At 75.6% G+C, this 14727-nt stretch carries 3 protein-coding genes; all 3 read right to left on the reverse strand.

Annotated features, from left to right (window positions below):
- Positions 1 to 657 (reverse strand): beta-ketoacyl synthase N-terminal-like domain-containing protein (locus tag V6U81_RS27705; RefSeq protein WP_334493830.1); only part of this gene is annotated, 657 nt, incomplete at its 3' end.
- Position 658: 1 nt separating this feature from the next.
- A complete protein-coding gene (locus V6U81_RS27710) occupies positions 659 to 11161 on the reverse strand; it encodes an SDR family NAD(P)-dependent oxidoreductase (RefSeq protein ID WP_334493832.1) in 10503 nt (3500 codons plus the stop codon).
- Between the two features lie 39 nt (positions 11162 to 11200).
- Entirely contained in the window at positions 11201 to 14713 is a 3513-nt protein-coding gene (locus V6U81_RS27715; RefSeq protein ID WP_334493834.1) for an SDR family NAD(P)-dependent oxidoreductase, read from the reverse strand.
- Positions 14714 to 14727 lie beyond the last annotated feature (14 nt).

Below are 14727 nucleotides of genomic sequence, written 5' to 3' on the forward strand. Positions count from 1 at the left end.
GCCACCGGCGAGCGCCAGCGTGCACTCGCCGGAGCGCAGCGCCTGCGCGGCCAGGTGCATGGCCACCAGGGACGACGAGCACGCCGTGTCCACGGTGACCGACGGGCCCTCGAGACCGAACACGTAGGACACCCGCCCGGAGGCGACGGAGCCGGTGCTGTTGTTGGCCGCGTAGTCGTGGTACATCATCCCGGCGAACACGCCGGTGGGCGTGCCCTTGAGGGTGGCCGGGTCGATGCCGGCCCGCTCGACCGCCTCCCAGGACGCCTCCAGCAGCAGGTGCTGCTGCGGGTCCATCATCAGCGCCTCGTTGGGGCTGATACCGAAGAAGCCGGCGTCGAACTCGCCGGCGTCGTGCAGGAAGCCACCCTCCCGGGTGTACGTGGTGTGCGGGCGTTCACCCTCGGGGTCGAAGATCCGTTCGAGGTCCCAGCCGCGGTTGGTGGGGAAGCCGGTTACCGCGTCGACCCCGTCGGCGACGAGCCGCCACAGCTCCTCCGGGGAGGAGACGCCGCCGGGGTAGCGGCAGGCCATGCCGACGATGGCGATCGGCTCGCGGAGCGCGGCGGTGAGCTTGCGGTGCTGCGTACGCAGCCGATCGGTCTCCTTGAGGGACGCGCGCAGGGCCTGGACAAGCTTGTCGTCGGAGTTCGTCATGTCAGCTCACGCTTCCCGTGTCAACGTCGTCAAGGTCGAGGTCGAGACCGTCGAAGGCCATGTTGATCAAGCTCTCGGTGTCCATCGCGTCGATGGAGGGGGTGTCACCGGCGGCTGCGGCCGGCGGCGCGGTGGGGGCCGCGCCGCCCAGTTCCAGCAGGGTGTCGATCAGCCCGGCGTCGCGCAGCCGGCCGAGCGGGATGCTGCGCAGCACCCGCCGGATCCGCTCCTCGTCGGTGGCGGCCGCGGCGGCGGCCTCCTCGTCGGGGGCGAGCGCCCGGTGCAGGTGATCGGCGAGTTCCCGGGCGCTCGGGTAGTCGAAGATCAGCGTCGGTGGCAGCCGCAGGCCGGTGGCCTCGTTGACCTGGTTGCGGAACTCGACGGCGGTGAGCGAGTCGAAGCCCAGCTCGTTGAAGGCCCGGTCGGGCTCGATCACGTCCGGGCCGGCGTGGCCGAGGATCGTCGCCGCCTGGGTACGGACCAGGTCGAGCAGGAGCCCGGCGCGCTCGTCCGGAGTCCGCTCGGCCAGCTGGCGCGCCAGGTCCGCGGCGGTGTTCCGCGCCGTTCGGCGGCCGGTGCGGCGCACCAGCCGGTGGAACAGCGGCGGCAGGTCGGCTCCGCCGGCCGAGAGGGCCCGCAGGTCGAGTCGGATCGGCACCAGCGCGGCCGCGTCGACGGTGCCGGCGGCGTCGAAGAGGGCGAGGCCCTGCTCGGCGCTGAGCGGCGCGACGCCGGTGCGGGCGATCCGCTGCCGTTCGGCGTCGGTCAGCGCGCCGGCCATGCCGAGGTCGTCGGCCCAGACGCCCCAGGCGAGGGACTGGGCGGGCAGGCCCCGGGCCCGGCGGTGCACCGCGAACGCGTCCAGAAAGGCGTTCGCCGCCGCGTAACTGCCCTGACCCGGCGCGCCCAACACCCCGGAGGCGGACGAGAACACCACGAACGCCGACAGCTCCATGCCCGCCGTCGCCTCGTGCAACGCCAGCACCGCATCCACCTTCGGACGCAACACCGCATCCACCCGCCCCGGCGTCAGACCCCCGATCACCCCGTCGTCCAACACCCCCGCCACATGCACCACACCGGCCAACGGCACACCGTCCAACACCCTCGTGAGCTGTCCACGATCGGCCACATCACACGCGGCCACGCCCACCTCGGCCCCCAGGCCCTCCAACTCACCCACCAACCCGGCAAGACCCGGCGCGTCCAAACCACGACGACCCACCAACAGCAACCGCCGCACCCCACGCGCGGCGACCAGATGCCGCGCCACCACCGCACCCAACGACCCCGTCGCACCCGACACCAACACCACCCCGTCACCGCCGAAGGTGGCGGCGGGCACCGGGGCGGCGGTACGGGTGGGCCGAGTGAGCCGGGCGCCGTACGGGATGCCGTCGCGGACGACCACCTGCGGCTCGTCGACGGCGAGGACGGTCGGAAGGGCCGCCGGGTCGTCGACGTCGGCGAGCAGGAAGCGGTCCGGCGACTCGGACTGGGCGGTGCGGACGAGTCCCCAGACGGCGGCGCCGGCCAGGTTCGGCAACGGCTCGCCGGGGAGCGCGACGGCCCCCCGGGTCACCACGAGCAACCGGGAGTCGGCGTACCGGTCGTCGACGAGCCAGGTCTGGAGCACGGCGAGCGCCTCGTGGGTGGCGGTGTGCACCGCCGCCGGGTCGGCGCCGGAGCCGGCGTGGAAGACGACGACCTCGGGTACGCCGCCGTCCGGCAGTGCCGTCCAGTCCGCGTACGCCGGGGTCCCGCGCGGCACCGTGGGCACCGGCGCCCAGGTCAGCTCGTAGAGCGACTCGTGCACGGTGCTGGTGGCGACCGAGACGGCGCCGAGCGGGCGCAGCACCAGCGCGCCGACCGAGGCGACCGGCTGGCCGGTGGCGTCGGCGAGATGCAGGGCGACCGCGCCGTCCGCGGTGGGGGCGAGCCGTACCCGGAGCCGGGTGGCGCCGGTGGCGTGGAGGGTCACGTCCGACCAGGCGAAGGGGAGCTTCGCGGTGCCGTCGTCGGTGGGCGTGCCGGGCAGCGCGAGCGTGTGCAGGCAGGCGTCGAGGAGGGCCGGGTGCAGCCCGTAGCGGCCCGCGTCGGCGGTGACGGGGTCGGGCAGGACGACCTCCGCGTACCGGACGTCCCCGTCGGTCCAGGCGGCGCGCAGGCCCTGGAACGCCGGGCCGTAGCCGAGGCCGCTGCCCTCCAGACCGGCGTAGAAGTCGTCGAGCGCGACGGCGGTGGCGCCCGACGGTGGCCACTCGCCGAGCGGGAAGTCGGCTGCCGGCCGTACGGCGGCGAGGACGCCCGCGGCGTGCCGGGTCCACGGGCTGCCCGGCTCGTCGCCCCGGGCGTGGATGGCCAGCGACCGCCGTCCCGTCCCGTCGTCGGCGCCGACGAGGACCTGGACGGCGACCCCGCCCCGGTCGGGCAGGACCAGCGGCGCCTCCAGGGTCAGCTCCTCGACCGCGCCGCAGCCCACCTGGTCGGCGGCGCGGACGGTCAGTTCCAGCAGGCCCGCGCCGGGGAACACGACGCTCTCCCCGATGAGGTGGTCGGCGAGCCACGGCTGGGTGGCGACGGAGAGCCGGCCGGTGAGGGTCACCGCGTCGGAGTCGGGCGCGGTGAGGACGGCGCCGAGCAGCGGGTGCCCGGTGTCGTCCAGACCGGCGGCCCCGACGTCACCCGCCCCGGCGGCGGCGCCGGCCCAGGCGTCCGCCCAGTAGCCGGCGGTGTCGAGCCAGTAGCGCTGCCGCTGGAACGGGTACGTGGGCAGGTCGACGCGCCGGCCGGGCGGGCACCAGGCGGCCAGGTCGACGGGCGCGCCGGAGGTCCAGAGCCGGCCGACGGCGGTGGCCAGGGTGGTGACCTCGTCCCGGTCGCGGCGCTGGGTGGCCACCGTGACCGCCTGCGGCCCGGTCACGCTCAGCGCGGCGAGCCCGGTCAGCACACCGTCGGGGCCGACCTCGACGAACCGGGCGACCCCGGCGGCTTCGAGGGTGGTGACCGCGTCGGCGAACCGGACGGCGTGCCGGACGTGCCGCACCCAGTACTCCGGATCGGTCAGCTCACCGGCCTCGGCAAGCCGGCCGGTCAGGGTCGACACCACCGGGATGGCCGGCGTCGAGTAGGTGAGGGACGCCGCCACCTGGCGGAAGTCCGCGAGCATCGGCTCCATCAGCGGCGAGTGGAACGCGTGCGACACCGCCAACCGGGTCGTCTTCCGCTCCCCCAACCCCGCGACGACCGCCTCCACGGCCGCCTCCTCACCGGAGACGACCACCGAGGTCGGGCCATTGACGGCCGCGATGTCCACACCGTCGACCAGCAGCGGACGCACCTCGTCCTCGCTCGCCTGCACCGCGACCATCACGCCACCGGCCGGCAACGCCTGCATCAGCGCACCCCGGGCGGCCATCAGCCGGCACGCGTCGTCCAGGGAGAACACCCCCGCCACATGCGCGGCCGCCAGCTCACCGATCGAGTGCCCGGCCACCAGGTCCGGCCGGATCCCCCACGACTCGAGCAACCGGAACAACGCCACCTCGAAGGCGAACAACGCCGGCTGCGCGTTCCCCGTCGCGTTCAGCGCCGAGACGTCGTCACCCCACAGGACATCCCGCAGACCGGCACGGTCGTCGCCCCCGGGCCGGTTGCCGACGTCGCCCCCGGCCCGCGCGAACGTCGCCAGCACCGCGTCGAACGTCTCCGCGAAGACCGGATACGCGGCGGACAACTGGCGGCCCATGCCGAGGCGCTGTGCGCCCTGACCGGTGAAGAGCGCCGCCGTCGCACCCGTCACCGGGGACACCGGCAGCACGCCCTCTGCGAGCTGGCGCAGCAGCTCGGCCCGGTCCGCGCCGACCACCACCGCCCGGTACTCGAACGCGCTGCGGCCCGCGAGGGTCGACGCCACGTCCACCGCCGACCGGTCCGGGTGTTCTGCGACGGTGGCGAGCAGCCGGCCGGCCTGGTCGATGACCGCGTCCGGCGTCCGCGCCGACAGGACCCAGGGCACCACGGGCGCCGCCGGGGCGGGCGCCACCTCCGCGACGGGGGGCTGTTCCAGGATCACGTGCGCGTTGGTGCCGCTGAGCCCGAACGACGAGACCCCGGCGCGTCGGGGCCGACCGGTCTGCGGCCACTCCCGGGACTCGGTCAGCAGTTCCACCGCACCGGCCGACCAGTCGACGTGCGGCGTCGGCTCGTCCACGTGCAGGGTGCGCGGCAGCACACCGTGCCGCATCGCCTCGACCATCTTGATCACACCGGCGGCGCCGGCCGCGGCCTGGGTGTGGCCCATGTTCGACTTGATCGAGCCGAGCCAGAGCGGTTGGTCGGCCGGCCGGTCCTGGCCGTACGTGGCGAGCAACGCCTGCGCCTCTATCGGGTCGCCGAGCGTCGTACCGGTGCCGTGCGCCTCCACGGTGTCCACATCGGACGACGTGAGTCCGGCGTTGGCCAGGGCCTGCCGGATCACCCGGCGCTGGGACGGCCCGTTCGGCGCGGTCAGCCCGTTGGACGCGCCGTCCTGGTTGACCGCCGAGCCGCGGACCAGCGCGAGCACCGGATGCCCGTTGCGGCGCGCGTCGGAGAGGCGCTCCAGCAGCAGCATGCCGACACCCTCGCCCCAGCTCGTGCCGTCGGTGGCGGCGGCGAACGACCGGGCGCGGCCGTCCCGGGAGAGGCCACGCTGGCGGCTGAACTCCACGAAGACCTCGGGGCTGGCCATCACCGCGACGCCACCGGCGAGCGCGAGGGAGCACTCGCCGGAGCGCAGCGCCTGCCCGGCCAGGTGCATGGCGACCAGCGACGACGAGCAGGCGGTGTCCAGGGTGACAGCCGGCCCCTCCAGGCCGAGGACGTACGACACCCGGCCGGAGGCGATCGCGCCGGTGCTGCTGTTGGCGGCGTAGTCGTGGTACATCATCCCGGCGAAGACGCCGGTCCGGCTGCCCTTCAGCGTGGTCGGGTCGATGCCGGCGCGCTCGATCGCCTCCCAGGACGCCTCCAGCAGCAGCCGCTGCTGCGGGTCCATCAGCAGGGCCTCGTTGGGGCTGATGTGGAAGAACGCCGGGTCGAACCGGGCCGCCTCGTGCAGGAACCCGCCGTGCTGGGTGTAGCTGGTGTTGGGGGTCTCACCGGTGGGGTCGAAGAGCCGGTCGACGTCCCAGCCCCGATCCGCGGGGAACTCGCTGATCGCGTCCACGCCGTCGGCGACGAGCCGCCACAGCTCCTCGGGTGAGGTGACGCCGCCGGGGTAGCGGCAGGCCATCCCGACGATCGCGATCGGCTCGTCGGCGGCCACGGTGGTCGCCGCGGCGGCGGGGACGTCCTCGACGACGCCGGAGAGTTCGGCGAGGAGCTGCCGGGCGAGCGCGTCGGGGCTCGGGTGGTCGAAGACGACGGTGGCGGGCAGGCGGAGCCCGACCGCCTCGCTCAGCGCGTTGCGGAACTCGACGGCGGTCAGTGAGTCGAAGCCCAGCTCGTTGAAGGCCCGGGTGGGTTCGATCGCCGTGGTGGAGGCGAAGCCGAGGACGGCGGCGGCGCGTTCCACCACCAGGGCGAGCAGGGCGCCGTGCCACTCGTCGGCCGCCAGGTCGGCGAGGCGTCGGCGCAGGCCGCCGTCCGGGCCGGTGACCGCGGCGCGGCGGCGGGTCGGGACCAGGCCACGCAACGCGTCCGGTACCGCGCCGCCGCGGGCGAGGGCGCCGAGGTCCAGCCGGAGGGCGACGAGGAACGGGTCGTCGGTGCGTACGGCCGCGTCGAAGAGGCCGAGGCCGTCGTCCGGGGTCAGCGGTACGACGCCGCCCTGCCGCAGCCGGGACCGGTCGCTGTCGGTCAGCCCGCCGGCCATGCCGCTCTCGGTGTCCCAGAGACCCCAGGCGATCGACTGAGCGGGCAGGCCCTGGGCCCGGCGGTGCACCGCGAACGCGTCCAGAAAGGCGTTCGCCGCCGCGTAACTGCCCTGACCCGGCGCGCCCAACACCCCGGAGGCGGACGAGAACACCACGAACGCCGACAGCTCCATGCCCGCCGTCGCCTCGTGCAACGCCAGCACCGCATCCACCTTCGGACGCAACACCGCATCCACCCGCCCCGGCGTCAGACCCCCGATCACCCCGTCGTCCAACACCCCCGCCACATGCACCACACCGGCCAACGGCACACCGTCCAACACCCTCGTGAGCTGTCCACGATCGGCCACATCACACGCGGCCACGCCCACCTCGGCCCCCAGGCCCTCCAACTCACCCACCAACCCGGCAAGACCCGGCGCGTCCAAACCACGACGACCCACCAACAGCAACCGCCGCACCCCACGCGCGGCGACCAGATGCCGCGCCACCACCGCACCCAACGACCCCGTCGCACCCGACACCAACACCACCCCGTCACCACCGAAGGTGGCGGCGGGCGCCGGGTCGGCGGGGGCGGTGGCCCGGACCAGTCGGGGGACGTGCACGGTGCCGTCGCGGACGGCGCCCTGGCTCTCCTCGCTGGCCAGGAACGCGGCGACAGCGGCCGGGTCGGCCGGGCCGGGCAGGTCGGCGAGGAGGATCCGGCCGGGGTTCTCGGACTGGGCGGCCCGGACCAGGCCCCAGACGGCCGCGCCGGGCAGGTCGGTGACGTCCTCGCCGGGGAGCGCGACGGCGCCGCCGGTCACCACGAGCAGCCGCGCCGTGGGGTCGGGGTCGGCGGCGAGCCAGCCCTGAAGGCCGGCGAGGGCCCGGTGGGTGGCGGCGTGCACCGCCGCGGCGTCCCGACCGCCGCCGCAGTGCAGCAGCACGACCGGTGCGGTCGGGACGGGTTCGGTGGGGTCGGCCCACTCGGCCCAGTCGGCTGCGGCGCCGGCCCCGACAGCGGGGGCGGGCACCCAGCCGACGCGGAACAGTGCGTCGCGGGCCGGGTCGCGGGTGGCGGCGAGCTGCGCCAGGGAGACCGGCCGCAGGGCCAGGGCGTCGACCGAGACGACCGGGGCGCCGGTGCCGTCGGCGATGTCGACGGCCAGCGCGCCGCCGGTGGGACGGAGCCGGACCCGGACCGCGGTGGCACCGGCGGCGTGCAGCGTGACGCCGGACCAGGCGAAGGGGAGCACCGCCTGGTCGCCCAGGGTGCCGGTGAAGGTGGCCGCGTGCAGGGCGGCGTCGAGCAGGGCCGGGTGCACGCCGTACCGCTGGGCGCTGACCGCCTCGGGGAGCGCGACCTCGGCGTACACCTCGTCGCCGTGCCGCCAGGCGGCCCGCAGCCCCCGGAACGCGGGGCCGTAGCCGAGCCCGACGCCGTCGAGTTCGGCGTAGAGGCCGCTCACGTCGATCGGCGTGGCGCCGGCCGGCGGCCAGGCGGTGAGCGCGGCGCCGAGGGTGGCGGCGGCGGCGAGCCGACCGGTGGCGTGCCGGGTCCAGGGCGAGTCCGGGGTACGGGAGTGGATGCCGACGGGACGGCTGCCGTCGGCCTCGGGCGCGCCGACGACGACCTGGACCTGCACGGCGCCGCCGCGCGGCAGGACGAGCGCGGCCTCGATGGTCAGTTCGGCGACGGCGGGGCAGCCGACCCGGTCGCCGGCGCGGACGGCCAGCTCGACGAAGCCGGTGCCGGGGAAGACGATCAGGCCGCCGACGACGTGGTCGGCGAGCCACGGGTGGGCGTCGACGGAGAGCCGGCCGGTGCAGACCACGGTGTCCGCGTCGGCGACGGTGACGGCGGCGCCGAGCAGCGCGTGGTCGGTGGCGTCGAGGCCGGCGGAGGCGAGGTTCCGCGCGGCGTTGGCGGTGTCGATCCAGTAGCGCTGGCGCTGGAAGGCGTACGTGGGCAGGTCGACTCGCGAGCCCGTCGGGCACCAGGCGGCCCGGTCCACGGTCCCGCCGGTCGCCCAGAGCCGGGCGACGGCGGCCGTCAGGGTGGCCACCTCGTCGCGGTCCCGGCGCTGGGTGGCGATCGTGGCCAACTGCGGGCCGGCCACGCTCAGCTCGGCGAGGCCGGTGAGCACCCCGTCCGGGCCGACCTCGACGAACCGGGTCACCCCGGCGGACTCCAGGGTGGTCACCGCGTCGGCGAACCGGACGGCGTGCCGGACGTGCCGCACCCAGTACTCCGGATCGGCCAACTCGCCCGCCTCCGCGAGCCGACCGGTCAACGTGGACACCACCGGGACAGTCGGCGCGGCGTAGGCCAGGGATTCCGCGACCGAACGGAAGCCCGCCAGCATCGGCTCCATCAACGGCGAGTGGAACGCGTGCGACACCCGCAGCCGGGTCGTCTTCCGCTCACCCAACCCCGCGACGACCGCATCCACGGCCGCCTCCACACCGGAGACCACCACCGACGTCGGACCGTTCACCGCCGCGATGTCCACACCGTCGACCAACAGCGGACGCACCTCGTCCTCAGTCGCCTGCACCGCGACCATCACGCCACCGGCCGGCAACGCCTGCATCAGCACACCCCGGGCGGCCACCAGCCGGCACGCGTCCGCCAGGGAGAACACCCCCGCCACATGCGCGGCGGCCAGCTCACCGATCGAATGACCGGCCACGAAGTCCGGCCGGATCCCCCACGACTCCAACAGCCGGAACAACGCCACCTCGAACGCGAACAACGCCGGCTGCGCATTCCCCGTCGCGTTCAACGCCGAGGCGTCGTCACCCCACAGCACGTCCCGCAGGCCCGCGTCGGGCCCGCCCGCCAGATCCGGGTCGCGGTCGTCCCCCGCGAGCCCGAAGCCCGCCAGCACCACGTCGAACGCCGCCGCGAACACCGGATACGCCTCGTACAGCGCACGACCCATGCCGAGGCGCTGCGCGCCCTGACCGGTGAAGAGCAACGCGGTCGCGCCGTCCCCGACGGTGCCGCGGAGCACCCCGGCGTGCGGCTCGCCGGCCGCCAGGGCCGCGAGCGCGGCGTCCCGGTCGACGCCGAGCACGACGGCCCGGTGCGCCAGCGCGGCCCGTCCGGTGGCCAGCGAAGCGGCCACGTCCACCGGGTCGAGTTCCGGCCGCCCCGCCAGGTACGACCGCAGCGTCCCGGCCTGCGCCGCGAGCCCGTCGGCGGTACGCCCGGACAGCAGCCACGGCACCGGACCGGCGGCCGGCGGCGCGGGCACCGGCACGGACTCCTCGGCCTGCGCCTCCTCGACGATGATGTGCGCGTTGGTGCCACTCACCCCGAACGACGAGATGCCGGCCCGGCGCGGGCGGCCCTCGGACGCCCAGTCCACCGGCTCGGTGAGCAGCCGGACGGCGCCGGCGGACCAGTCGACGTGCCGGGACGGCGCGGTGACGTGCAGGGTGCGGGGCAGTACCCGGTGGCGCAGCGCCTGCACCATCTTGATGATGCCGCCGACGCCGGCCGCCGCCTGGGCGTGGCCGATGTTCGACTTCAGCGAGCCGAGCAGCAGCGGCCGGCCCTCCGGGCGGTCCCGACCGTAGGTGGCCAGCAGGGACTGCGCCTCGATCGGGTCGCCGAGGGTCGTACCGGTGCCGTGGCCCTCGACGGCGTCCACGTCGGCGGCCGAGATCCGGGCGTTGGCGAGTGCGTCCTGGATGACCCGCTGCTGCGCGGGCCCGTTCGGCGCGGTGAGGCCGTTCGAGGCGCCGTCGGAGTTGACCGCGGAACCGCTGACCACGGCGAGGACGGGGTGGCCGTTGCGGCGGGCGTCGCTGAGCCGTTCGAGGAGCAGCACCCCGGCGCCCTCGGACCAGCCGGTCCCGTCCGCGGTGTCGGAGAACGCCTTGCAGCGGCCGTCCGGGGCGAGGCCGCGCTGGCGGCTGAACGCGATGAACGGGGCCGGGGTGGACATCACCATCACCCCGCCGGCCAGCGCGAGGGTGCACTCGCGCTGACGCAGCGACTGGGCGGCCAGGTGCAGCGCCACCAGGGACGACGAGCAGGCCGTGTCGACGGTGAGGGCCGGCCCCTCCAGGCCGAGGCTGTAGGCGATGCGGCCCGAGATGACCGCAGCGGCGGTCGCCGTGGTCAGGTACGCCTCGGCGATCTCCGGTTCGGCGTCCAGCAGGTAGCCGTAGTCCTGGAGCCCGGAGCCGGCGAACACGCCCACCCGGTCACCGCGTACCGACTCGGGGTCGATCCCGGCCCGCTCGAACGCCTCCCAGCAGACCTCCAGCATGAGCCGCTGCTGCGGGTCGGTGGCGAGCGCCTCACGCGGGCTGATCCCGAAGAAGCCGGGGTCGAAGTCGGGGGCGTCGTGGACGAAGCCGCCCTCCCGGACGTAGCTGGTGCCGGTCCGGTCGTCGCCGGCGTCGTGCAGGCCGTCGACGTCCCAGCCCCGGTCGGTGGGGAAGCCGGAGATCGCGTCGACGCCGTCGGCGACGAGCCGCCAGAGCTCCTCCGGTGAGGTGACCCCGCCGGGGTAGCGGCAGGCCATGCCGACGATGGCGATCGGCTCCGGTGCCGCACCCTCCACCTCCTGCAGCCGCCGCCGGGTCTGGTGCAGGTCGGCGGTGACCTTCTTGAGGTAGTCGAGGAGCTTGTCGTCGTTCGCCATCGCGGGTCACGGTCCTTCGGTCGCTTGGTACGCAGCTGGTCAGGCGAGGCCGAGTTCGTTGTCGATGAACTCGAAGAGGTCGTCGGCGGTCGCGTCGGCGAGCTGTTCGCCGACGTCCTCGGACGCGGGCGCGGTGAGCCGGGACAGCAGCGTCTGGAGCCGGGTCGTCACCCGGGCCCGCTCCAGCTCGTCGACGCTCAGCGCCGCCGCGGCGGCCTCCAGCCGGTCCAGCTCGGCCAGCACGGGGGGCGGCTCGTCGGCCGGGCAGAGCAGCGTCCGCAGGTGGTCGGCGAGGGCCGCCGGGCTGGCGTAGTCGAAGACGATGGTGGCCGGCAGGGCGCATCCGGTGGCGCGGCCGACCCGGGTCCGCAGCTCCACGGCGCCGACCGAGTCGAAGCCGAGGGACTGGAAGGCCCGGTCGAGTTCGAGCGTGCCCGGGTCGTCGTAGCCGAGCACGGCGGCGACGTGCTCGCGGACCAGTTCGCGCAGCAGGCGGCGCTGCTCGGTGGCGGGGGCGCCGGCGAGCAGCTCGGCGACGGCCGGCCCGGTCGCCGGCGCCGCCGCGTCGGCCAGTGCCGCCTGCGCCTCCGGCAGCGCCGCGAGCAGCGGCCGGGGACGGGCCAGGGTGTACGTCGGGGCGAAGCGGGCCCAGTCGATGTCGGCGACGACGAGGTGTGACTCGTCGTGGTCGAGGGCCTGCCGGAGCGCGGCGAGCGCCCGCTCCGGCGCCATGGCCGGCGCCCCGACCCGGCGCATCACCGCGGCGAGTTCGGCGTCCACCATGCCGCCGTGCCAGGAGCTCCAGGCGATGGCGGTGGCGGTCCGGCCGCGGGCACGGCGGTGCTGCGCGAGCGCGTCGAGGACGGCGTTGGCGCTGCTGTACGCGGCCTGTCCGGCGCTGCCCCAGACGGCCGCCCCGGAGGAGAAGAGCACGAACGCGTCGAGCGGCGCGTCGCCGAGCAGCTCGTCGAGGTGCCGCGCTCCGGCGATCTTCCCGTGGCCGACCTCGGCGAACTCGTCGAGGGTCAGCTCGGGCAGGGCGGCCATCCGCTGGGCGACGCCGGCGGCGTGCACGACGGCGGTCAGCTCGCCGGGCAGCTCCTTGAGCAGGCGCTGGACCGCGTCGCGGTCGGCGACGTCGCAGGCGGCGATGGTGACCTCGGCGCCGAGCGCGGTGAGTTCGGCGCGGAGTTCGGCCGCACCCGCGGCGTCCGGTCCCCGCCGGCTGGTGAGGACGAGGTGTGCGGCGCCGTCGGCGGCGAGGGTACGGGCGACGTGCGCGCCGAGTCCGCCGGTACCGCCGGTGACGAGGACGGTGCCGCGGGGTCGCCAGGGGCGGGTGGGCGGGGCGCCGTTCAGCGGGGCGCGCACCATCCGGCGGGCGTGCACACCGTCCGCGCGGATCGCCACCTGGTCCTCGTCGGCGGCGGCGAGGACGGCGACGAGGCGGCGCAGCGCGTCGTCGCCGGGGGTGTCGGGCAGGTCGACCAGCCCGCCGAAGGTGGCGGGGAGGTCCATGGCGAGCCCGGTCCCGAGGCCCCACAGCGCGGCCCGGGCCGGGTCGGGCAGGTCGTCGTCGCCGGGTACGGCGACCGCGCGGGTGGTGAGGCACCAGAGCCGGCCGGCGTCGCCGGTGTCGGTGAGGGCCTGGGCGAGGGTGACCGTGCCGGCGAGGCCCCGCGACAGGCCGGGGTGGCGGTCGTCGGGTTCCTCGTCCAGCGCCAGCAGCGAGAGCAGCCCGTCGGGCGTCTCGGCGCGGATCCGGTCGGCGAGGGCGGCGCGGTCGGTGTCGGCCACGTCGAGGTGGACCACCCGGGCACCGGCGGTGGCGAGCGCGTCGGCCGCGCGGGTGACGAGGGGGTGGCCGCGGTGCCCGGCGGGGGCCACGACGAGCCAGTTCCCGGTGAGCGCGGGGGCGGCGGTGGCCTCCGGCAGCGGGTGCCAGGCCACCCGGTACCGCCAGGTGTCCAGGTGTGCCTCGTCCCGTCGGCGGCGGTGCCAGCCGGCGAGGGCCGGCACGACGGGTGCGAGGGCGGCGGGGTCGACATCCAGTTGGGCGGCGAGGGCGGGCAGGTCCTCGCGTTCGACGGTGGCCCAGAATGCCTGGTCCACCGCTTCGGAGCCCTCGCCGTCGGGGGCCGGCGCGGTGGCCGTCTGCCAGTACCGCTGGCGCTGGAAGGCGTAGGTGGGCAGGTCGACCCGCGATCCGGTCGGGCACCACGCGGTCAGGTCGACGGACGCGCCGGTGGCCCAGAGCCGACCCACGCCGGCGGCCAGGGTGGCCGCCTCGTCCCGGTCGCGGCGCTGGGTGGGAATCGTGACGGCCTGCTCGCCGCTGACCCTCTGCGCGGCCAGGCCGGTCAGCACCGCGTCCGGACCCACCTCCACGAACCGGGTCACCCCGGCCGACTCCAAAGTGGTCACCGCGTCGGCGAAGCGGACCGCGTGCCGAACGTGCCGCACCCAGTACTCCGGATCGGCCAACTCGCCCGCCTCCGCAAGTCGACCGGTCAACGTCGACACCACCGGGATCGACGGCGCCGCATAGGTCAGCGACCCGGCCACCTCGCGGAAGCCTTCGAGCATCGGCTCCATCAACGGCGAGTGGAACGCGTGCGACACCGCCAACCGGGTCGACTTGCGCTCCCCCAACCCCGCGACGACCGCCTCCACGGCCGCCTCGACACCGGAGACCACCACCGACGTCCGGCCGTTGACCGCCGCGACGTCCACACCGTCGACCAACAGCGGACGCACCTCGTCCTCAGTCGCCTGCACCGCGACCATCACGCCACCGGCCGGCAACGCCTGCATCAGCACACCCCGGGCGGCCACCAGCCGGCACGCGTCCGCCAGGGAGAACACCCCCGCCACATGCGCGGCGGCCAGCTCACCGATCGAATGACCGGCCACGAAGTCCGGCCGGATCCCCCACGACTCCAACAGCCGGAACAACGCCACCTCGAACGCGAACAACGCCGGCTGCGCATTCCCCGTCGCATTAAGCGCCGTAACGTCGTCACCCCACACCACGTCCCGCAGCCCACCGTCGAAACCCGCCAGCGCCCCGTCGAATGCCGCCGCGAACACCGGATACGCGTCGTACAGCGCACGACCCATGCCGGGGCGCTGCGCACCCTGACCGGTGAAGAGCAGCGCGACCTTGCCGTCGACGACGCTCCCGGTGGCCACCCGGGAGTGGTCGGTGCCGGCGGCCAGCGCGGCCAGCGCGTCAAGGGTGGACTCCCGATCGGTGGCCAGGACGGCCGCCCGGTGGTCGAGCTGCGCCCGCCCGGTGGCCAGCGAGCAGGCCACATCGGCCGACGCCAGCTCCGGCCGGTCGGTGAGATGGGCCAGCAGCGCGGCGGCCTGCGCCGCCAGCCCCGCCGGGTCGGCCGCCGACACCGGCAACGCCACCACCGGGGCTACGGCCCGATCCGCGGCCGGCGCGACGTCGGCGGCCGGCGCGACGTCGGCGGCCGGCGCAACGTCGGCGGTCGGCCCGGCGTCCGCGGGCGGCGCCACGCCGGCGGGCGGCGCCCCCCCCCGCATGAGGAGGGGGGTGG

The sequence above is a fragment of the Micromonospora lacuserhaii genome (assembly GCF_036902735.1).
In the GTDB taxonomy this organism is placed as follows: domain Bacteria; phylum Actinomycetota; class Actinomycetes; order Mycobacteriales; family Micromonosporaceae; genus Micromonospora.

What these genes read in the sequence shown, in the direction of transcription:
- V6U81_RS27710 (WP_334493832.1), bottom strand. Translation starts at nt 11,161, where the DNA reads ATGGCGAACGACGACAAGCTCCTCGACTACCTCAAGAAGGTCACCGCC.
- V6U81_RS27715 (WP_334493834.1), bottom strand. Translation starts at nt 14,713, where the DNA reads ATGCGGGGGGGGGCGCCGCCCGCCGGCGTGGCGCCGCCCGCGGACGCC.